Source organism: Streptomyces sp. NPDC001927 (genome assembly GCF_053594455.1).
This window is the reverse complement of sequence record NZ_JBSFEN010000011.1, coordinates 267468-286246: the sequence shown is the minus strand read 5'-3', so window position 1 is coordinate 286246 and position 18779 is coordinate 267468. Positions and strand designations below refer to the sequence as shown.

The 18779-nt window shown below is 70.4% G+C and carries 18 protein-coding genes and 1 riboswitch; of the genes, 11 read left to right on the top strand and 7 right to left on the bottom strand.

Going from position 1 to position 18779, the window contains the following annotated elements; genetic code table 11:
* Nucleotides 1-24 precede the first annotated feature (24 nt).
* Together ACWCO8_RS29160 and ACWCO8_RS29155 are read right to left on the bottom strand one after the other, a co-directional pair.
* Nucleotides 25-666 carry an ArsR/SmtB family transcription factor gene (locus ACWCO8_RS29160; RefSeq protein WP_451034758.1) on the bottom strand — a complete coding sequence of 214 codons (642 nt, stop codon included), beginning with the start codon at nucleotides 664-666 and terminating at the stop codon, nucleotides 25-27.
* Nucleotides 667-750: 84 nt separating this feature from the next.
* Nucleotides 751-1227 carry an Lrp/AsnC family transcriptional regulator gene (locus tag ACWCO8_RS29155; protein ID WP_362011812.1) on the bottom strand — a complete coding sequence of 159 codons (477 nt, stop codon included), beginning with the start codon at nucleotides 1225-1227 and terminating at the stop codon, nucleotides 751-753.
* A 121-nt stretch (nucleotides 1228-1348) separates the two neighbouring features.
* Here ACWCO8_RS29155 and hppD point away from each other — a divergent pair, with 121 nt between their 5' ends.
* On the top strand, nucleotides 1349-2494 hold the full coding sequence (hppD, locus tag ACWCO8_RS29150) for a 4-hydroxyphenylpyruvate dioxygenase (protein ID WP_362011809.1): 1146 nt from the start codon (nucleotides 1349-1351) through the stop codon (nucleotides 2492-2494).
* Nucleotides 2495-2569: 75 nt separating this feature from the next.
* Here hppD and ACWCO8_RS29145 read toward each other — a convergent pair whose 3' ends face one another.
* The gene (locus tag ACWCO8_RS29145; protein WP_451034757.1) at nucleotides 2570-4105 is read right to left on the bottom strand and encodes a tetratricopeptide repeat protein; all 1536 of its coding nucleotides are present in this window, start codon (nucleotides 4103-4105) and stop codon (nucleotides 2570-2572) included.
* 98 nt (nucleotides 4106-4203) lie between these two features.
* Between ACWCO8_RS29145 and ACWCO8_RS29140 the strand changes: the two genes are divergently transcribed.
* Entirely contained in the window at nucleotides 4204-5583 is a 1380-nt protein-coding gene (locus ACWCO8_RS29140; protein ID WP_451034756.1) for an FAD-binding oxidoreductase, read from the top strand.
* 29 nt (nucleotides 5584-5612) lie between these two features.
* Here ACWCO8_RS29140 and ACWCO8_RS29135 read toward each other — a convergent pair whose 3' ends face one another.
* On the bottom strand, nucleotides 5613-6104 hold the full coding sequence (locus tag ACWCO8_RS29135; protein WP_362011805.1) for an SsgA family sporulation/cell division regulator: 492 nt from the start codon (nucleotides 6102-6104) through the stop codon (nucleotides 5613-5615).
* A gap of 372 nt (nucleotides 6105-6476) precedes the next feature.
* Here ACWCO8_RS29135 and ACWCO8_RS29130 point away from each other — a divergent pair, with 372 nt between their 5' ends.
* The gene (locus tag ACWCO8_RS29130; protein WP_451034755.1) at nucleotides 6477-7922 is read left to right on the top strand and encodes an RDD family protein; all 1446 of its coding nucleotides are present in this window, start codon (nucleotides 6477-6479) and stop codon (nucleotides 7920-7922) included.
* Nucleotides 7923-8001: 79 nt separating this feature from the next.
* A complete protein-coding gene (locus ACWCO8_RS29125) occupies nucleotides 8002-8760 on the top strand; it encodes an RDD family protein (protein ID WP_451034754.1) in 759 nt (252 codons plus the stop codon).
* A 10-nt stretch (nucleotides 8761-8770) separates the two neighbouring features.
* Here the strand turns inward: ACWCO8_RS29125 and ACWCO8_RS29120 are convergent, their stop codons facing one another.
* Nucleotides 8771-9055 (bottom strand): hypothetical protein, encoded by a 285-nt coding sequence (locus ACWCO8_RS29120; RefSeq protein WP_362011798.1) that lies wholly within the window; start codon nucleotides 9053-9055, stop codon nucleotides 8771-8773.
* A 351-nt stretch (nucleotides 9056-9406) separates the two neighbouring features.
* On the opposite strand from ACWCO8_RS29120, the gene ACWCO8_RS29115 reads away from it, so the two are divergent.
* Together ACWCO8_RS29115 and ACWCO8_RS29110 are read left to right on the top strand one after the other, a co-directional pair.
* Nucleotides 9407-11851 (top strand): immune inhibitor A domain-containing protein, encoded by a 2445-nt coding sequence (locus ACWCO8_RS29115; protein WP_451034753.1) that lies wholly within the window; start codon nucleotides 9407-9409, stop codon nucleotides 11849-11851.
* Between the two features lie 124 nt (nucleotides 11852-11975).
* Entirely contained in the window at nucleotides 11976-12284 is a 309-nt protein-coding gene (locus tag ACWCO8_RS29110) for a hypothetical protein (RefSeq protein WP_362011794.1), read from the top strand.
* Between the two features lie 17 nt (nucleotides 12285-12301).
* Here ACWCO8_RS29110 and ACWCO8_RS29105 read toward each other — a convergent pair whose 3' ends face one another.
* Nucleotides 12302-12889 (bottom strand): isochorismatase family protein, encoded by a 588-nt coding sequence (locus ACWCO8_RS29105; protein WP_451034752.1) that lies wholly within the window; start codon nucleotides 12887-12889, stop codon nucleotides 12302-12304.
* Nucleotides 12890-13054: 165 nt separating this feature from the next.
* A complete protein-coding gene (locus ACWCO8_RS29100; RefSeq protein WP_451034751.1) occupies nucleotides 13055-14383 on the bottom strand; it encodes a nicotinate phosphoribosyltransferase in 1329 nt (442 codons plus the stop codon).
* A 113-nt stretch (nucleotides 14384-14496) separates the two neighbouring features.
* Between ACWCO8_RS29100 and clpS the strand changes: the two genes are divergently transcribed.
* The 5 genes from clpS to ACWCO8_RS29075 all read left to right on the top strand — a co-directional run bounded on the left by clpS (nucleotide 14497) and on the right by ACWCO8_RS29075 (nucleotide 18774).
* Nucleotides 14497-14802 carry an ATP-dependent Clp protease adapter ClpS gene (clpS, locus tag ACWCO8_RS29095; RefSeq protein WP_352187447.1) on the top strand — a complete coding sequence of 102 codons (306 nt, stop codon included), beginning with the start codon at nucleotides 14497-14499 and terminating at the stop codon, nucleotides 14800-14802.
* The gene (locus tag ACWCO8_RS29090; protein WP_451034750.1) at nucleotides 14802-15386 is read left to right on the top strand and encodes a DUF2017 domain-containing protein; all 585 of its coding nucleotides are present in this window, start codon (nucleotides 14802-14804) and stop codon (nucleotides 15384-15386) included. The genes clpS and ACWCO8_RS29090 overlap by 1 nt, the downstream gene beginning before the upstream one ends.
* Nucleotides 15387-15679: 293 nt before the next feature.
* Complete coding sequence (locus ACWCO8_RS29085) at nucleotides 15680-17131, top strand: amino acid permease (RefSeq protein ID WP_362011784.1); 1452 nt, start codon at nucleotides 15680-15682, stop codon at nucleotides 17129-17131.
* Between the two features lie 76 nt (nucleotides 17132-17207).
* Nucleotides 17208-17636 carry a M67 family metallopeptidase gene (locus ACWCO8_RS29080; RefSeq protein ID WP_362011782.1) on the top strand — a complete coding sequence of 143 codons (429 nt, stop codon included), beginning with the start codon at nucleotides 17208-17210 and terminating at the stop codon, nucleotides 17634-17636.
* Nucleotides 17637-17644: 8 nt separating this feature from the next.
* Nucleotides 17645-17762, top strand: a riboswitch (cobalamin riboswitch).
* Nucleotides 17763-17799: 37 nt separating this feature from the next.
* On the top strand, nucleotides 17800-18774 hold the full coding sequence (locus tag ACWCO8_RS29075) for an ABC transporter substrate-binding protein (protein ID WP_451034749.1): 975 nt from the start codon (nucleotides 17800-17802) through the stop codon (nucleotides 18772-18774).
* Nucleotides 18775-18779 lie beyond the last annotated feature (5 nt).

Below are 18779 nucleotides of genomic sequence, written 5' to 3'. Positions count from 1 at the left end.
GTGGTGGGTGTGTGGCCGCTGGGCTCAGTTCTCGGCCTGCGGGAAGGCGTGCAGATGCACGCGGACGCGACGGGCTTCCGGGTCGTCGGCGGCGGGGGAGGTGCGGTAGCTCTCGATGAGCGCGTGGAGCTTGTCGTCGAGTTCACGCAGCACGGCCGGCGGGAGCCGCAGCGTGAAGTCGCTCATGTCGGAGGCGCCGAGCCACTCCTCGTCCCACTCGTGGCGGGTGCCGAGGTAGGTGTTCAGCTCCTGGGTGTGGATGGTCGCGATCTCGTGCAGGTAGACCGCCACCGCGCCCTGCACCTCGGGGTCCCGGTTCCGGTACAGCGACTCGTCGAACGTCGTGCCCTGCTGGGCCGACTTCCACCAGCGCTCCCTGCCCTTGCCCCGCGTCGGGTCGTCCTCGACGAAGCCGTGGGCGGCGAGCTGGCGCAGGTGGTAGCTGGTCGCGCCGCTGGACTCGCCAAGCCGCTCGGCCAGTTGGGAGGCCGTGGCGGGGCCGTGCTGGCGCAGGCTGCGCAGCAGCTGGATGCGCAGGGGGTGGGCGAGGCCGCGCAGGGAGCGGGGGTCGAGTGAACGGACCGCGAGCTTCTCGGGCTGCGGCTCGGACGGCTTTGCGGGCTGCGGCTCGGACTGCTTCTCGGGCTGCTTCTCGGGCTCGGGCATGGCTTGAGCGTAGACATGCAAAGAAGTGGTTGCAAGGACTTTTTGCAACCACTTCTTTGGAACTCTGACCGTCCCGGCTACGGGCTACTCCGCCCCGTCCTCCGCCGCCTGCTCCACCAGCGGGATGATCCGCAGCGGCACCGGGTTCTCCATCACGATCGCCGTCGACGCCCGCACGATCCCCTCGAAGCCGACGACCCGGTCGATCACCCGCTGGAGGTCCGCGTTGGAGCGGGCGACAAGGCGGCAGAGCATGTCGCCGTGGCCGGTCGTCGTGTGCAGTTCGAGCACCTCGGGGACGGTCGCCAGGTGCCCCCGTACATCCGCCCCCTGCCCCTGCTTGATCTCCAGGGTCGCGAACGCCGTCACCGGATACCCCAGCGCCGCCGGGTCCACCTGCGGGCCGAAACCGCGGATCACCCCGTTCGCCTGGAGGCGGTCCATCCGGGCCTGCACGGTGCCGCGCGCCACGCCGAGCCGGCGCGAGGCCTCCAGGACCCCGATCCTCGGTTCACGTGCCAGGAGCACGATCAGTCGGCCGTCCAGATGATCGATCGCCACGGGGACCTCCTCATGGTCATCCTGTACAAGTCATCCGCTGATCCTGGCCTACCACTGTGCATATTGCCCAGCCCTGAGGCGAACTATTGCGCAGCTTGCCGATCGGCGGGACTCTGCCGTCATGACTGAGACCATCGATCACACGCCCTCCACCGCGCGGCAGGCCGACCCCTTCCCCGTGAAGGGAATGGACGCGGTCGTCTTCGCCGTCGGCAACGCCAAGCAGGCCGCGCACTACTACTCCACCGCCTTCGGCATGAAGCTCGTCGCCTACTCCGGGCCGGAGAACGGCAGCCGCGAGACCGCGAGTTACGTCCTGACGAACGGCGCCGCCCGTTTCGTGTTCACCTCCGTCATCAAGGTCTCCACCGACCGGGGCCGCTTCCTCGCCGAGCACGTCGCCGAGCACGGCGACGGCGTCGTCGACCTGGCGATCGAGGTGCCCGACGCCCGCGCCGCGTACGCCTACGCCGTCGAGCACGGCGCCACCGGCATCACCGAGCCGCACGAGGTCAAGGACGAGCACGGCACCGTCGTCCTCGCGGCCATCGCCACGTACGGCAAGACCCGCCACACCCTCGTCGAGCGCTCCGGCTACGACGGCCCCTACCTGCCGGGCTTCGTCGCCGCCAACCCGATCGTCGAGCCGCCGGCCAAGCGCACCTTCCAGGCGATCGACCACTGTGTCGGCAACGTCGAGCTCGGCAAGATGAACGACTGGGTCGGCTTCTACAACAAGGTCATGGGCTTCACGAACATGAAGGAGTTCGTGGGCGACGACATCGCGACCGAGTACTCGGCGCTGATGTCCAAGGTCGTCGCCGACGGCACCCTCAAGGTGAAGTTCCCGATCAACGAGCCGGCGATCGCGAAGAAGAAGTCGCAGATCGACGAGTACCTGGAGTTCTACGGCGGCGCGGGCGTCCAGCACATCGCGCTCGCCACGAACGACATCGTCGCCACCGTGCGCTCGATGCGGGCCGCGGGCGTGTCCTTCCTCGACACCCCGGACTCGTACTACGACACCCTCGGCGAGTGGGCGGGCGAGACCCGCGTGCCCGTGGAGACCCTGCGCGAGCTGAAGATCCTCGTCGACCGCGACGAGGACGGCTACCTGCTGCAGATCTTCACCAAGCCGGTCCAGGACCGCCCGACCGTCTTCTTCGAGATGATCGAGCGCCACGGCTCCATGGGCTTCGGCAAGGGCAACTTCAAGGCCCTCTTCGAGGCGATCGAGCGCGAGCAGGAGAAGCGCGGCAACCTGTAGTCCGCCGCCAGTCCCGCGCCCCCCTTCGTGGGCAGTCGTTCTTCGGGGGAGGAACGACTGCCCACAACCGTGTGGCTACCTCGGCTGCCGGGGCGCCGGGGTCTCCCGGGACGCCGACGCCGGGGCGTCGGCGTCAGCCTCCGCCTTCGCGTCCGCCTGCGCGTCGGCCTTCGACGTCCTCGCCTCCGCCTTCACGGCCTTCGCCGTCCTGGACGGCTCGGCCGTCGGCTCCGGCTCCGGGCGGAGTTCCTTCGGGAGTTCGTCCGGCGGGTCGCCGAGGGCCTTCACCGCCTGGCGGGCCTTCGGGGCAAGCAGGGGCGAGAAGTCCGGGTTGATGCGGAGGGCCTCCGCCAGATGGCGGCGGGCCGGGCCGTACGCCTCCATCGCCCGCTCGATCTCGCCCCGGTGGTACGCGAAGAGCGCGCTGCGCAGCCCCTCGTCCGTGGCCTTCTTCGCGTACTCGAGGGCCTCCTTCGGCTCCCCCGACCGGAACAGCGCCCATCCCAGCGCGTCCGCCACCTGCACCGACCGGTGCCCGCGCGCCCACTCCGCCTTCAGCCGCCGTACCGCGGCCGCAGGGTCGCCGTGGTCCGCCTCGAAGAGGCCGAGGACCACCTCCGCGCCCACCCACGTCCGCGTCCGCAGCAGCTCGTACTGGCTGCGCGCGTCCCCGTCGAGGCCCAGCGACGCGTAGAACTCGCCCGCCTCCAGGACGTACTCGGCGCGCGGCAGCAGGGTCAGGGCGGTCCGGTAGTCGACCATCGCCTCTTCCGTGCGGCCGAGCGCCGCGAGTGCCCGGGCCCGCCCGGCCAGCGACGGGCCGTGGTCCGGTACGAGCCGCAGCGCCTTCCCGTACTGGTCCACCGCCTCCGCAGGCTCGCCCCGCTCCCACTCCAGATCCGCGAGCCGCGCGACCGCGGCCGCCTTGTCCGTGGCGGACTCGGCCTGCGCGACCGCCTTGTCCGCCGTCGCCGCCGCGTCCTCGCGCCAGCCCCGGTTGCGGTACGTCTGCGCCGTCCGCGCGCTCACCGCCGCGCCCGAGTGCAGCTCCTCCAGGGTCGCCAGGGCCTTCTGCGCGGCCTTGTAGTCGCCGAGCCCGTTGTACGCGTCGATCAGCACCGGGTACGCCGACCAGCGCTTCGGGGCCTCCTTGCGGACCGCCTCGCCCCAGGTGCGGGCCGTCCGCCAGTCGCCCCGCGCGTTCGCCAGGGCGCCGAGACCCAGCTGCGCGTCGAGGTTCCCGCGCGCGGCGGGCCGGACCTCCAACGAGCGCTTCAGGGCCTGTTCGGCGCGCGGGAAGTACGCCGGGTCGGCGAGCCGCGCGCCCCGCTCCGTGTACGCCGCCCCAAGGACGGCCCATGACTCCTCGTCCGCCGGATGGTCCTTCAGCCACTTCTCCCGGTCGCCGATCAGCGCGGCCAGATCGGGCAGGGAGGCCTGCGCCCCCGCGTTCGCCGCGAGGACCGCGCGGTCGGCGGGGCCCGGCGGGCGCTGCGGACCCCCGCCGAACAGACCGGGTGCCAGATCGGGGGCGTAGAGCAGTGCCGTCGCCGCGAGCACCGCGCCCACCCCGGCGGCCAGGACCGACCGCGACACGTTCTCCGTCTTCATGCCGCTCACTGTGCGCCCGCAGGCCCCCTGTACGAAGAGCACACGAAGGTCCACGGCGGCGGGTTCACACCGATGGCCCCGAGTGCCAGGCTGGACGCATGGACGATCTTCTGACGCGGCTCCACGCGGACCTGCGTGCGGGCCTTCCCGCCGAGGCGCTGATCACCGACCCGGACGTCACCGCCTCCTACGCGAACGACATGGCGAGCTTCTGCGCGGCCGGCGACCCCGCCGTCGTGGTGCTCCCGCGCACCGTCGAGCAGGTCCAGCACGTCATGCGCACGGCGACCGCGCTGCGCGTCCCGGTCGTCCCGCAGGGCGCGCGCACCGGCCTGTCCGGCGCCGCGAACGCCTCCGACGGCTGCATCGTGCTGTCCCTGGTCAAGATGGACCGGATCCTGGAGATCAGCCCGGTCGACCGGATCGCCGTCGTCGAACCGGGCGTCGTCAACGCCGTCCTGTCCCGGGCCGTCGACGAACACGGCCTCTATTACCCGCCGGACCCCTCCAGCTGGGAGATGTGCACGATCGGCGGCAACATCGGCACCGCGTCCGGCGGTCTGTGCTGTGTGAAGTACGGGGTGACGGCGGAGTACGTCCTCGGCCTGGACGTGGTCCTCGCCGACGGGCGGCTGCTCTCCACCGGCCGGCGCACCGCCAAGGGCGTCGCCGGCTATGACCTGACCCGGCTCTTCGTCGGCTCCGAGGGCAGTCTCGGCATCGTTGTCGGGGCGACCCTCGCGCTCCGCCCACGACCGCCGCGACAGCTCGCGCTGGCCGCCGAGTTCCCCTCTTCGGCGGCCGCCTGCGAGGCCGTCTGCGCGATCATGGAGCGCGGCCATACGCCGTCCCTGCTCGAGCTGATGGACGGCACCACCATCCGCGCCGTCAACAAGCTGGCGAACATGGGGCTGCCCCACACCACCGAGGCGCTGCTCCTGTGCGCCTTCGACACCCCGGACCCGGCTGCCGATCTGGCCGCCGTCGGGGAGCTGTGCACGGCGGCCGGGGCCACCCAGGTCGTACCGGCGGAGGATGCCGCCGAGTCCGAACTGCTCCTCCAGGCCCGCCGTCTGTCGCTCACCGCGCTGGAGACGGTCAAGTCCGCGACGATGATCGACGACGTGTGCGTACCGCGTACGAAGCTGGCCGCGATGCTCGACGGCACGGCCGCCATCGCCGCCAAGTACGACCTGACGATCGGCGTCTGCGCCCACGCGGGCGACGGCAACACCCACCCCGTCGTCTGCTTCGACCACGCGGACGAGGACGAGTCGCGCCGGGCGCGGGAGTCCTTCGACGAGATCATGGCGCTCGGCCTGGAGCTGGGCGGCACGATCACCGGCGAGCACGGTGTGGGCGTGCTGAAGAAGGAGTGGCTGGCGCGGGAGTTGGGGCCGGTGGGGGTGGAGATGCAGCGGGGCATCAAGAACACCTTCGACCCGCTCGGGATCCTGAACCCCGGAAAGCTCTTCTGACCGTCGTCGAGACCTCGTCGCCCCTCGGTTCACGCCTCACCGTCCTGCGACTCGTCCGACGGCCACGGGTCCCGCAGCCACAGGTCGTCGGCGACCGAGGTGGTGGCCAGCAGTTCGGCCAGGCCGTCGTCGATGCCGAGCTGCTCGGACTCGGTGCCCGGCGGGACGGCGCGCAGGGTCCGCTCCAGCCAGGCGGACACCTGCGCGGAGGGCGCCTCAAGGAGCGCGTCGCCGTCGGGGGAGGAGAGCGCCATCAGGACGACGTTGCGGCCGTCGACCTTCGTGGGCCAGATCCGGACGTCCCCGTGGCCGCAGGGCCGGAAGATGCCCTCGACGAGCAGCTCGCGGGCGAAGGTCCAGTTGACCGGGTACTCCGAACCGACGTGGAAGGTGATGTGGACGGCGTACGGGTCGTCCGTACGGAAGGCGAGGCGGGCCGGGACGGGGATGGAGCGCTCGGGGGAGAGCACCAGCTTCAGCTCCAGCTCGCGCTCGACGACGGTGTTCTCGGTGTTCTGCATGGCGGTACGTCCTCTCCGGTGTGGGGCCCCGGGTGGGCCCGCACAGGGAGAGAGCGGGGTGGCCGCCGGTCATTACGCGACTTCGGGAAAGTTTTTCGGGGAGATTTTTCGGGGGCCTCGGGAGAGGGGTCCGAGAGGGGCCGGAGAGGGCTCGGCGGGGGCGCGGCGGGTGCTCGGCGGGGCTCGGCGAGACTTCTCGGCCGGGGATCGTCGGCCTGAACGTGACGGTGAGTCGCGGGTTCTGTGGGTATGTCGCTCGAAGGCGGGTTTCTCGTGGCCTCTTTCTTCTTGCGGCGCCGTTCTTCGTTACTGTCCTCCTTGGGCCGAGGGCCCTGAATCGTAGAAGCGTCGTCACGGAACGGAGTCGGGGCAGTGGCTACTCCTCCTGGAGCCGGCGGGGAGGTCCCGCAGGCCGGGTACTACCCGGACCCCTCCATTCCCGGATACATCCGGTACTGGAACGGGGGCGCCTGGGTACCCGGGACGAGTCGACCTGCGCCCAAGGACGGCGAACTCCCGCCGGCCGCCCCGGTCGCGGCCGCGCCCGCGGGACCGGCGCTGGTGCCGAACCCGTCGCCCGCGCCCGTGGTGCCCGCCGTGCCCGCGGTGGAGGAGACGGGACCCGTCTTCTTCGACGAGGAGCCCGCCGCGCCCGAGCCCGAGCCGGCCTCCGCCTGGCAGGCGGACGTCTCCCGGCAGACGGGCTTCGGCGGCGACCGTGACCAGAAGGTCTCCTGGGGCGCGCCCGAACCGTCGCCGACGACCGGGCCGGCCGCCGCCGCGTCCGCCGGTCCTGTCCCCGGTGCGCGGGACCCCCGCATGGCGGCCGACCCCGGGCCGCAGGCCCGGCTCGGCGGGATGCCGGTGACCCCGGCGTCGCAGTCGCCCGACCCGACGGGCGGTGCGCTCCCCGGCGTGCGCCGGCCGAACGCGGCCGTCCCCGAGGGCACGATGACGATCCGCGCGCAGGCCGCCCCTCCCGCGCAGGGCCCGCAGGCCGCCGCCCCCGGCCCCCACGCCGCACAGGTCCCGCAGGCTCCGCAGGTCCCGCAGGCCACGACCCCGCCCGCGGCCCCGCTCCCGCACGTCCCCACACCGGCACCGGCACCGGCACCGGCCCCCGCGCCGACCCCGGCCCCCGCACCGGCACCCGCCCCCGTCGCCACCGGCCCCGGTGGTGGGGCCGCCTCGTGGCCGCAGCAGGTGCAGCAGCTCGCTCAGCCCGCGCCCACCCCGTCCCCCGCCCCGGCCGCCTCCGGCGTGGGCGAGCCGCCCGTCGTGCCCTGGAAGCCGCCCGTCGAGGACCCGTTCCTGCAGGCGGCCCGGGCCCAGGCGGCCGCGCGCCCGGCCGGACTCGGCAAGCGCCTGGTCGCCCGCTTCATCGACACGCTCGTGCTCGGCGCCCTCGCGGGCGCGGCGGCGTTCCCCTTCGTCACGACCGCGCTCGACCACATCGACGCCAAGATCGAGGCGGCGAAGCAGTCCGGTGTCACCGTCCAGGTCTGGCTCCTGGACGGCACGACCTCCGTCAACTTCGGGATCGCGCTCGGCGCCCTCCTCGTCCTCGGCGTCCTGTACGAGGCGCTGCCCACCGCCAAGTGGGGCCGTACGCTCGGCAAGAAGCTCTGCGGTCTCCAGGTACGGGACATCGAGGCGCACGAGCCGCCGACCTTCGGCGCGGCCCTGCGCCGCTGGCTCGTCTACAGCGTCCTCGGGCTCCTGGTGCTCGGCGTCCTCAACGTCCTCTGGTGTCTCTTCGACCGCCCGTGGCGCCAGTGCTGGCACGACAAGGCGGCCCGCACCTTCGTGGCCGGCTAGGCGCTCGTACCCGCCCGGCGGTCCCTCGAACGGGCTGCGATTCCTTGCGGGCGCCCGCAGCCCGGGATGCACTGCCCACATGAGCAACGATCAGCCGACGCCCGGTGAGCGGCCCGAGGACGACCCGTTCCTCAAGAGGCCCAAGGAGCCGCAGGAGCCCACGCCGCCGTCGGCGGGGTCTCCTTACGGGAGCGAGCCGCCTCCCCCCGAAGGGCCGCCACCGGGCGGCCCGCCCCCCGGTGGCCCGCCGCCCGGCGGACCCCCGCCCGGGTCGCCGTACGACAACGCTCCGCCGCCGCCCCCGCCGTACGGTCAGCCCTACGGCGGCGGTGGCGGTTACGGCGGTGCGGATCCGCTCGCCGGGATGCCGCCGCTCGCCGACTCCGGCAAGCGCATCCTCGCGAGGATCATGGACTGGCTGCTCATCGCCATCCCGCTCGCCATCATCGGCATCCCGTTCGACGTCTACGACCGGGCCACCGACAGCAGCGACGACTTCGGCGACGCGATCACCGCGACCAGCACGGGCAGCGGCCTGGTCTTCCAGCTGATCACCATCGTCGCCTTCGTCGCCTACGACACCCTGATGACGGCGAAGAAGGGCCAGACGCTCGGCAAGAAGTGGATGAAGCTGCGGGTCGCGATGCTCAACGACGGCTCCACGCCGCCGACGAACGCCTCGCTGATCCGGGCCGTGGTGCTGTGGCTGCCGGCCCTGATCTGCTGCGCCTGCCTGTGGCCGCTGCTCCTGCTCATCCTGATCCTGGTCGACAAGCCCTACAAGCAGGGTCTGCACGACAAGGCGGCGAAGACCGTGGTGGTGTCCGTGCCGCAGTAGAGGACGAGCGCTACGAGCTCGAACCGATCCGGGTATCGGCCCCCGCACCCACGCGGACGGCCGGTACCCGGATCTCGTCCGTCCTGGGGGCCGCGGGCGCCACCGGCTCGGGGGCCCTGCGGCGGTGCGTGGCCGGCAGCATGGTCGCGACGAGCACGCCGAGCAGCAGCCCGGCCGCGCTGATCACGACGATGCCGAGCGCTTCGGTGGTACGGGACAGCAACAGCAGGGCGACGGTCGAGAAGACGACGGTGGCCGAACCGTAGGCGAGCTGTGCGGCGTTCGGACGCGGCATGACGGGTACCGTCCCTCGAAAGCATCGGCTGGTCGCAGTCGCACTCGCGAGCGACTCTACGTCGATGGATGCCCGAGCGAAACGGGTAGTAAGCGTGACCTAACCCACGGTGCGGGTGCACGGGGGGCGCAAGGAGTCATCGATTCCCCGAATGACCCCTTCTGGTGCGCCCGGTGACCGTCCGGATAACGGAAATCGACTTCTGCATAGTGCAGTTGGCCTGTTCAAGTCAAGGACTGTCTTTTCCGGAGTAACTCCGGTCGAATGTCGTCACTTGTGACGCGCGTACCCGCCTGCGGACACCCCACCTCAGGTCCGCGGCCGAGGGGCGCCGGGGAGGATACACATCAAGTGACCAGCAGACGACGGGCGATCAGAGCGTCCGCAGTCGTCGTGGCGCTCGCGGCCACCGCCGCCACCGCCTCGACCTTCACCACCTCGTGGGCCGATGACAAGGGGCCGGGCGCACCCGCCTCCATCGAGCGCCACGACCCGGCGCAGGGCGCCGGCGTGGACAAGACCGCGGTCGACCACGACCTCGAGGGCCCGTACAGCAAGCAGCAGGAGCAGCAGCGCAAGGCCGCCCTGGAGCAGGTGCTGAGCGGCGAGTCCAAGGTCGAGCGCCGCGGGGGCTCCCAGGTCGTCAAGCTCGACAGCAAGAAGTACGTCGAACTGGGCCGCGAGAAGACCGACAAGATCTTCACGATCCTGGTCGAGTTCGGCGACAAGGTCGACAACACGACGCTGGTCGACCGCGCCGACGACGACACCGCCGAGCCGAAGCCGAAGTTCGGCGGCACGCCCGGCCCGCTGCACAACCAGATAGCCGAGCCGGACCGTGCGAAGGACAACTCCACGGCCTGGCAGAAGGACTACAACCAGAAGCACTTCCAGGACCTGTACTTCGGCACCGGCAAGGACAAGAAGACCGGCCAGCCGAAGGAGTCCCTGAAGACGTACTACGAGAAGACCTCCTCGGGCCGGTACTCGGTCGAGGGCGGTGTCTCGGACTGGGTCAAGGTCGAGTACAACGAGGCCCGTTACGGCTCGAACTACTGCGGCAACAGCAACTGCGCCAACGTCTGGGACGCCGTCCGCGACGGTGTCACCGCGTGGACCGCCGACCAGAAGGCCAAGGGCCGCACCGACGCCCAGATCAAGGCCGACATCGCCCAGTACGACCAGTGGGACCGGTACGACTTCGACGGCGACGGCAACTTCAACGAGGCCGACGGCTACATCGACCACTTCCAGATCGTCCACGCGGGCGAGGACGAGTCGGCGGGCGGCGGCGCCCAGGGCGGCGACGCCCTGTGGGCCCACCGCTGGTACGCGTACGGCACGGACGCGGGCAAGACCGGCCCGGCGAACAACAAGTCCGGCGGCACGCAGGTCGGCTCGACCGGCATCTGGGTCGGCGACTACACGATGCAGCCGGAGAACGGCGGCCTCGGCGTCTTCGCGCACGAGTACGGTCACGACCTCGGTCTGCCGGACCTGTACGACACCTCCGGCAAGCCCGGCGCCGAGAACTCGACCGGCTTCTGGTCCCTGATGTCCTCCGGCTCCTGGCTCGGCCGGGGCAAGGAGTCCATCGGCGACCTGCCCGGCGACATGACCGCCTGGGACAAGCTGCAGCTCGGCTGGCTCAACTACACCAAGGTGAGCAACGAGCAGCGCGGTACGAAGTCCACCCACAAGCTGGGCGTGGCCGAGTACAACACCAAGAACCCGCAGGCGCTCGTCGTCGAGCTGCCGAAGAAGCAGGTCACCACCGAGGTCGTCGCGCCCGCCGAGGGCGCCACGCAATGGTGGAGCGGCATGGGTGACGACCTCAAGAACACCCTGACCCGCTCGGTCGACCTGACCGGCAAGTCGAAGGCCACCCTTGAGCTCAAGGGCTGGTACGACATCGAGCTGGACTACGACTACCTCTACACCGAGGTGTCGACGGACGGCGGCGCCAACTGGACCGCCCTGGACGGCACGGTGGACGGCAAGCCGCTGCCGCGCGACGCGAGCGGCGCCCCGGCGCTGACCGACGTCTCCGGCGCGTACAAGCCGCTGGTCTTCCCGCTGGACGCCTACGCGGGCAAGAAGTTCGACCTCCGCTTCCGCTACCAGACGGACGGCGGCGCGGGCGGCAAGGGCTTCGCGGCCGACGCCATCACACTGACCGCCGACGGCGCCCCGGTCTTCTCGGACACCGTCGAGGCCGGCGACAACGGCTGGACGGCGAAGGGCTTCTCGCGCATCGGCAAGGGCTTCACGAAGGAGTACGAGCAGTACTACCTCGCGGAGAACCGCCAGTACGTGTCGTACGACGCGACCCTCAAGGTCGGCCCGTACAACTTCGGGTTCGCGGGTGACAAGGCCAGCTGGGTCGAGCACTACCCGTACCAGAACGGCCTGCTGATCTGGCTGTGGGACACCTCGCAGAAGGACAACAACACGGCCGTCCACCCGGGCCAGGGCCTCGTCCTCCCGGTCGACGCGCACCCGACGCCGCTGAAGTGGTCGAACGGCACCCTGATGCGCAACCGCATCCAGTCGCACGACGCGCCCTTCGGCACCTACCGCACCGACGGCTTCACGCTGCACAGCGCGGACGCCCCGGCGTCGATCAAGCCGCAGGCGGGCAACCCGGTCTTCGACGACCGGAAGGGTACGTACTGGTACCAGGAGACCGAGCGGGCCGGTGTCAAGGTAACTGACACCAACACCAAGATCGCGGTCGTCAAGGAGCCGAAGAACGGCGAGACGATCACCGTCCAGGTGGGTCCGTCCACGAAGTAATCAGTAAAACCGCAGGTCAAAGCATGATCGGCCGTCGCCCTCTAGCGGGCGGCGGCCGATCGTGTTTAGGTGCGTCTGACCAAGTTCTTATTGACAGCAAACGCACAGGGGGAGTGGTTTCGGCATGCCCGGTGGAGGCTTCTGCAAGTTGCCAGGTGGCAGTGTGGTCGTCGCGATAGGGCTTCCGAGCCCGGCCGGCGACGGGGTCACCGTCCGCTTCCTGGTGCACGCCGCGAACCGTGCCCGCGCCCTGACCAGGCTGCGGAATCTGGGCCTGCGCGCGGTCTACCTCCGGGGCAACGCGGAGCCCCCCACCCCAGACGAGATCACCGCCGTGCTCCACCACCCGGACGGCCTGCTGTGGCGCTCCGCGGCGGGCACGACGACCCAGGAGCTCTGGCACTCCATACGGACCCTGCCCACGGCCTCCTAGGGGCACCCGGGGGTATGTCAGACCACGGGCTTGCCCGTGAGCTCCACCCCGGCCCCACGGAGCTCCTCCAGGGCCCGCTCGGTCGTCTCCTTGGCGACGCCCGCCGTGAGGTCGAGCAGGACCTGCGTACGGAACCCCTCCCGGGCCGCGTCGAGCGCCGTCGCCCGGACGCAGTGGTCCGTCGCGATGCCCACGACGTCGACCTCGGCCACGTCGTGCGCCCGCAGCCACTCCGCCAGGGTCGTGCCGTTCTCGTCGCGCCCCTCGAAGCCGCTGTACGCCGCCTCGTACGCCCCCTTGTCGAACACCGCGTCGATCGCGCCGGAGGCGACCGCCGGGGCGAAGTTCGGGTGGAAGCCGACGCCCTCGGTCCCGGCCACACAGTGCACCGGCCAGGACGTCACGTAGTTCGGCGCGTCCGAGAAGTGGTCGCCCGGGTCGACGTGGTGGTCGCGGGTCGCCACGACGTGCCGGTACGCGGCGCCGGCCGCCTCGCCGACCAGGTCGGTGATGGCGGCGGCGACATCCGCACCCCCCGTCACCGCGAGGCTGCCGCCCTCGCAGAAGTCGTTCTGAACGTCCACGACGATCAATGCGCGGTGCATGGCGGGTGTCCTTCGGTGGGCCGGCGACGGGAGGTGGGGGTGACGAACGGGGTCGGGCGAGGTGTCGGGCGGGGGAATGGCTTCGAGCCTAGAGACTTCCCCCTCCCTACGGGAGGGGGCCTCGCAGGGTGTTACACGTACTCCCTACACGTACTCGCGTACGGGCTACAGGTACTCCGTCGGCAGCACCGGCTCGCCCCGGGAGAGCTGGATCGCCGACATCGGCAGCCCGGCGCGCGCCGCGATGTGCCGCGCCCGCGCCGCCTCCAGGGGCTCCCGGGCCACCACGTCGCCGCCCTTGACCAGCTCCACGAGCAGCTGGTGGTCGGCGAGCTCCGGCGGCACCGGGCCCGTACCGAGGACCTCGGCCTCCGCGACGCCCTCCGCGTCCGTCCGGCGCGCCGCCCACTTGCGGCCGCCGACCGAGGCCTTGCCGCCGAGCGACTTCTTCGCCACCGCGGTCAGCGGCGCCTTCGGGTCGGCCGACTGGGCGCGGGCGACCAGCTTGTAGACCATCGAGCAGGTCGGGTGCCCGCTGCCGGTGACCAACTGCGTGCCCACCCCGTACGCGTCGACCGGCGCGGCGGCCAGCGAGGCGATGGCGTACTCGTCCAGGTCGGAGGTGACCACGATCTTGGTGTTCGTCGCGCCCAGCTCGTCCAGCTGCGCCCGCACCCGGTGCGCCACGAGCAGCAGGTCCCCGGAGTCGATGCGCACGGCGCCGAGCTCGGGGCCCGCCACCTCGACGGCGGTACGGACGGCCTCGGCCACGTCGTAGGTGTCGACGAGCAGCGTCGTACCGCGGCCGAGGGTATTCACCTGGGCCTGGAACGCGTCCCGCTCGCTGTCGTGCAGCAGGGTGAAGGCGTGCGCGGAGGTGCCGACGGTCGGGATGCCGTAGCGGAAGCCGGCCGCCAGGTCCGAGGTGGAGTCGAAGCCGCCGACGTAGGCGGCGCGGGCGGAGGCGACGGCGGCCAGCTCGTGGGTGCGCCGGGCGCCCATCTCGATGAGCCGCCGCCCGCCGGCCGCCCCCGACATCCGGGAGGCCGCTGCCGCGATGGCCGAGTCGTGGTTGAGGATCGAGAGGATCACGGTCTCCAGGAGCACGCACTCCGCGAAGGAGCCCTCGACCCGCAGGATCGGGGAGCCGGGGAAGTACACCTCGCCCTCGGGGTAGCCCCAGATGTCACCCGAGAAGCGGTAGCCGGCCAGCCACTTGAGCGTCGGCTCGTCCACGATGGACTGCTCCCGCAGGAAGCCGAGGACGTCGGCGTCGAAGCGGAAGTTCTCGACGGCGTCGAGAACCCGTCCGATGCCCGCCACCACGCCGTAGCGCCGGCCCTCGGGCAGACGGCGGGTGAAGACCTCGAAGACGGAGCGTCGTTCGGCGGTGCCGGCCCGGAGGGCCGCCTGGAGCATGGTCAGCTCGTACTGGTCGGTGAAGAGCGCGGTCGACGGCACGTCCACCGGGAGCCCAAGGTCCGCAGCGTTCATGTCAGCGATGCTACCGCAGAAATCGTCAGTTTGACGATTTCTACCTCCGTTCGAGCGTCGCGCGGGCTGACCCGTTTGTGCGACCCCCCTCCCGAGGTGGCAGCATGGGGTAAGTGAGCGTCGCGCCTATTGAGATCGAACGCACGGAATCGGCCGAAGAGACCTTCGCCGTCGTGGAGCCGGACGTGCCGTGGGTGACTCTCGTCCACAACGATCCGGTCAATCTGATGAGCTATGTGACCTACGTCTTCCAGGCGTACTTCGGTTACTCCAAGGACAAGGCGCACAAGCTGATGCTCGACGTGCACAACAAGGGCCGGGCCGTGGTCTCCAGCGGGACGCGCGAGGAGATGGAGCGGGACGTGCAGGCGATGCACGGCTACGGACTGTGGGCGACCCTCACCCAGGACCGCGGCTGATGGCCGGACACTTCGAGGTCCTGCCCGGCGGCGGCGCCGCCGTCGCACTGGACGAGGTCGAGATCTCCATCCTGCGCTCCCTCGCCGTCCAGCTCATGGAGCTGATCGGCCCGGGCGACGAGCCCGTCGAGGGCGAGGACCCGCTGGCCGCGCTCTTCGCCGAGGGCCCGAGCGAGGCCCCGAGCGACCCCGCGCTCAAGCGGCTCTTCCCCGACGCGTACGCCGACGAGAGCGAGGAGCTGCGCTCGGCGGCGGCCGACTTCCGCCGCTTCACCGAGAACGACCTGCGCTCCCGCAAGCGCCAGGACGCCCTCATGGTGATCCGCAGCCTCGACGGGCTCACCCCCACCGGCGAGGACAGCGCCGTCCTCAAGCTCACCGCCGACGAGTCCCGGGCCTGGCTCGGCGCGCTCAACGATCTGCGGCTGACGATCGGTACGCGCCTGGAGGTCACCGACGAGGACGAGAGCGGCGAGCTGTACCGGCTGCCCGACTCCGACCCGCGCAAGCCGATGGTGATGGCGTACCTCTGGCTGGGCGCGCTCCAGGAGTCGCTCGTCGAGACGCTGATGTCCGGCGCCTGATACGCGACACCCTCCGATACCGATCGGTAGCGTGCCGTTCGCTCAGCGGACACTCAAATCCGGATAACGAATACGTCACCAAAGTGTTCTTACTGGTCCTGTTGAGTGGCTTTTGGCCCCTTTTTCCTGTGGCGTGCGCCACAAACGCCCCCCTCGATCACTGTTTCCCCCGTGATAAATCTTCACGACCACTCGGGGACGCCACCCATGTTCCCGAGGGCGCTTGGCCGGCTGACCGCCGGTAGCACTCCAGCCATATCCGGGGGGATCAGCGTGGAGAAAGGCGCATCAACATGACCTCAGTGCAGGTCGACAAGCAGCACGACGGCAATGAGGCCGCGGACCCCGCCGACGGCGAGGGTTACCACCGGGCACTCGGCGCCCGCCAGATCCAGATGATCGCGATCGGCGGCGCCATCGGCACCGGCCTCTTCCTCGGAGCGGGCAAGGGCATCTCCAAGGCGGGACCGAGCCTGATCCTCGCGTACGCCATCGCGGGCCTCGTCATCTTCTTCATCATGCGGGCGCTCGGCGAGCTCCTCATGTACCGGCCCGTGTCCGGCTCCTTCTCGGAGTACGCACGCGAGTTCATCGGCCCCTTCTGGGGCTTCGTGACCGGCTGGACGTACTGGCTCTTCTGGGTCGTCACCGGCATCACCGAAGTCACCGCGGCCTCCGCGTACATGCAGTACTGGACCAAGAACGCGAACGGCTGGCTCGATCAGCCGCAATGGGTCTTCGCCCTGATCTTCACGGTGGTCCTGTTCCTCGCGAACCTGATCTCCGTCAAGCTCTTCGGCGAGCTCGAGTTCTGGTTCTCGATGGTCAAGGTCACCGCGATCGTCGGCATGATCCTGATCTGCGCCGGTGTTCTCACCGTCGGCTTCTCCGACGCCGGTGACACCGCCTCGATCAGCCTGCTCTGGTCCGAGGGCGGCTTCTTCCCCAAGGGCATCGGCTCGACCCTGATGACCCTGCAGATGGTCATGTTCGCCTTCCTCGCCGTCGAGCTCGTCGGTGTCACGGCGGGCGAGTCCAAGGACCCGAAGACCGTCCTGCCCAAGGCCATCAACACCGTGCCGTGGCGCATCGCCGTCTTCTACGTCGGCGCGCTGATCATGATCCTGTCGGTCGTCCCGTGGACCCACTTCCAGCCGGGCATCTCCCCGTTCGTCGCGGCCTTCGAGAAGATGGGCCTCGGCATCGGCGCCGCGATCGTGAACTTCGTCGTGCTGACCGCCGCGCTGTCCTCCTGCAACTCGGGCATGTACTCCACCGGCCGCATGCTGCGCGACCTCGCGCTCAACGGCCAGGGCCCGAAGTTCTTCACCAAGCTCACCAAGAACGGCCTGCCGCTGGTCGGCACGTCCTTCTCGGCCGGCCTGATGATGGTCGGCGTCTGGATCAACTACCAGTGGCCGGGCGAGGCGTTCAACTACGTCGTCTCCTTCGCGACCATCTCCGGCATGTGGGCCTGGATCATGATCCTGGTCTGCCAGGTCCGCTTCCGCCTCAAGGCCGACCGGGGCGAGCTGCCCCAGTCCTCCTTCAAGGCCCCGGGCGGCATCTGGCTCAGCCTCTTCTCGCTCGCCTTCATCGGCATGGTCATCGTGATGATGGGCATCGACAAGGACGCGCGGATCTCGCTGTACTGCGCCCCGCTGTGGGGCCTGATCCTGGGTGTCTCGTACCTGATCCTGAAGGCGCGCAACCCGCAGGGCGCGGCCTTCGTGAAGCGTTCCTGACCCACCCCGTCTCGGCATTCGGGCCGTCCCGTACCACTCCTCGGTACGGGACGGCCCGTCTGCTTATCCTGTCGCCATGCTGACCATCACCCGGGCCCTGTACGACCAGATCGTGGAACACTCCCGCGCGGACCACCCCGACGAGGCCTGCGGCGTGGTCGCGGGTCCCGCCGGCAGCGGCCGCCCCGAGCGGTTCATCCCGATGCTGAACGCGGCGCGCTCGCCCACGTTCTACGAGTTCGACTCGGCCGACCTGCTGAAGCTCTACCGCGAGATGGACGACCGGGACGAGGAGCCCGTGATCATCTACCACTCGCACACCGCCACCGAGGCCTACCCCTCGCGCACCGACATCACGTACGCGAACGAGCCCGGCGCGCACTACGTCCTGGTCTCCACCGCCGACACCGACGGAGCGGGCCCCTTCCAGTTCCGCTCCTACACGATCGTCGAGGGCGTGGTGACCGAGGAGGAGGTCAAGGTCGTCGAGGCGTACGACGCCTGAGAGACTGACCCGACACCAGGGCGGCAGGACCCAGGAAGCCGGTGCGTAATCCGGCGCGGTCCCGCCACTGTGACCAGCGAGTTCACTCGCTGGGAGCCAGGAACTGACCTGCCGCCTCTCACCACCGACTGGGGACGTGGAAATCCCCGGAGGAGGCATTGCCATGACCTGGCCCCGCCGTACCCTGCTGCCCGCCGCAGCCCTCGTCCCGCTGCTCGCCGCCTGCGCGGCCCCCGCGGAGCAGGCCGCTCCCTCGGGGAAGTCCGCGCCGGGATTCCCGTACACCGTCTCCAACTGCGGTGTGAAGACGACGTTCCAGGCGCCGCCGAAGCGGGCCGTGACCATGAACCAGCACGTCACCGAGGTCATGCTCGCCCTCGGCCTGGAGAAGTCCCTGGCCGGCACCGCCTACCTCGACGACAAGATCCTGCCCGCGTACAAGAAGGCCTACGACGCGGTGCCGGTGCTCGCCAAGGAGTACCCCTCCAAGGAGGCCCTGCTCGCCGCCAACCCCGACTTCGTCTACGGGGGTTACGCCAGCGCCTTCGACGCGAAGGCGGGCCGCGGCCGGGACGACCTGAAGAAGTCGGGCATCGAGAGCCGCCTCAACATGGAGTACTGCCCCTCGGGCGCCTCCTCCCTCGCCGACCTCTACCAGGAGGTCGACGAGGTCGCCCGGACCTTCGGCGTCCCCGAGCACGGTGCCGACTGGACCGCCGAGGCGAAGAAGACCGTCGCGGCGACCGAGAAGCGGCTCAAGGGGGTCGCCCCGGTGTCGGTGTTCGTCTACGACAGCGGCGACAAGACCGCGTTCACCGCCGGCGGCAAGGGCATCGGCAACGAGCTGATCACCCGGGCCGGCGGCCGCAACGTCTTCGCCGACCTGGACAAGACCTTCGGCGACGCGACCTGGGAGCAGGTCGTCGCCCGCAAGCCCGACGTGATCGTCATCTACGACTACGGCTCCACGACCGTCGAACAGAAGAAGAAGCGCCTCCTGGACGACCCCGCCCTCAAGGACGTCCCGGCGGTCAAGAACAAGCGCTTCGCCGTCATGCCCCTCTCGGACGCGGTCCTCGGCGTCCGCGTCCCGGCCGCCGTCGACAAGCTCTCCGCCCAGCTCCACCCGAACCGGTGACGGCG

What these genes read in the sequence shown, in the direction of transcription:
- ACWCO8_RS29160 (WP_451034758.1), bottom strand. Translation starts at nt 666, where the DNA reads ATGCCCGAGCCCGAGAAGCAGCCCGAGAAGCAGTCCGAGCCGCAGCCC.
- hppD (WP_362011809.1), top strand. Translation starts at nt 1,349, where the DNA reads ATGACTGAGACCATCGATCACACGCCCTCCACCGCGCGGCAGGCCGAC.
- ACWCO8_RS29145 (WP_451034757.1), bottom strand. Translation starts at nt 4,105, where the DNA reads ATGAAGACGGAGAACGTGTCGCGGTCGGTCCTGGCCGCCGGGGTGGGC.
- ACWCO8_RS29140 (WP_451034756.1), top strand. Translation starts at nt 4,204, where the DNA reads ATGGACGATCTTCTGACGCGGCTCCACGCGGACCTGCGTGCGGGCCTT.
- ACWCO8_RS29135 (WP_362011805.1), bottom strand. Translation starts at nt 6,104, where the DNA reads ATGCAGAACACCGAGAACACCGTCGTCGAGCGCGAGCTGGAGCTGAAG.
- ACWCO8_RS29125 (WP_451034754.1), top strand. Translation starts at nt 8,002, where the DNA reads ATGAGCAACGATCAGCCGACGCCCGGTGAGCGGCCCGAGGACGACCCG.
- ACWCO8_RS29120 (WP_362011798.1), bottom strand. Translation starts at nt 9,055, where the DNA reads ATGCCGCGTCCGAACGCCGCACAGCTCGCCTACGGTTCGGCCACCGTC.
- ACWCO8_RS29110 (WP_362011794.1), top strand. Translation starts at nt 11,976, where the DNA reads ATGCCCGGTGGAGGCTTCTGCAAGTTGCCAGGTGGCAGTGTGGTCGTC.
- ACWCO8_RS29105 (WP_451034752.1), bottom strand. Translation starts at nt 12,889, where the DNA reads ATGCACCGCGCATTGATCGTCGTGGACGTTCAGAACGACTTCTGCGAG.
- ACWCO8_RS29100 (WP_451034751.1), bottom strand. Translation starts at nt 14,383, where the DNA reads ATGAACGCTGCGGACCTTGGGCTCCCGGTGGACGTGCCGTCGACCGCG.
- ACWCO8_RS29090 (WP_451034750.1), top strand. Translation starts at nt 14,802, where the DNA reads ATGGCCGGACACTTCGAGGTCCTGCCCGGCGGCGGCGCCGCCGTCGCA.
- ACWCO8_RS29085 (WP_362011784.1), top strand. Translation starts at nt 15,680, where the DNA reads ATGACCTCAGTGCAGGTCGACAAGCAGCACGACGGCAATGAGGCCGCG.
- ACWCO8_RS29080 (WP_362011782.1), top strand. Translation starts at nt 17,208, where the DNA reads ATGCTGACCATCACCCGGGCCCTGTACGACCAGATCGTGGAACACTCC.
- ACWCO8_RS29075 (WP_451034749.1), top strand. Translation starts at nt 17,800, where the DNA reads ATGACCTGGCCCCGCCGTACCCTGCTGCCCGCCGCAGCCCTCGTCCCG.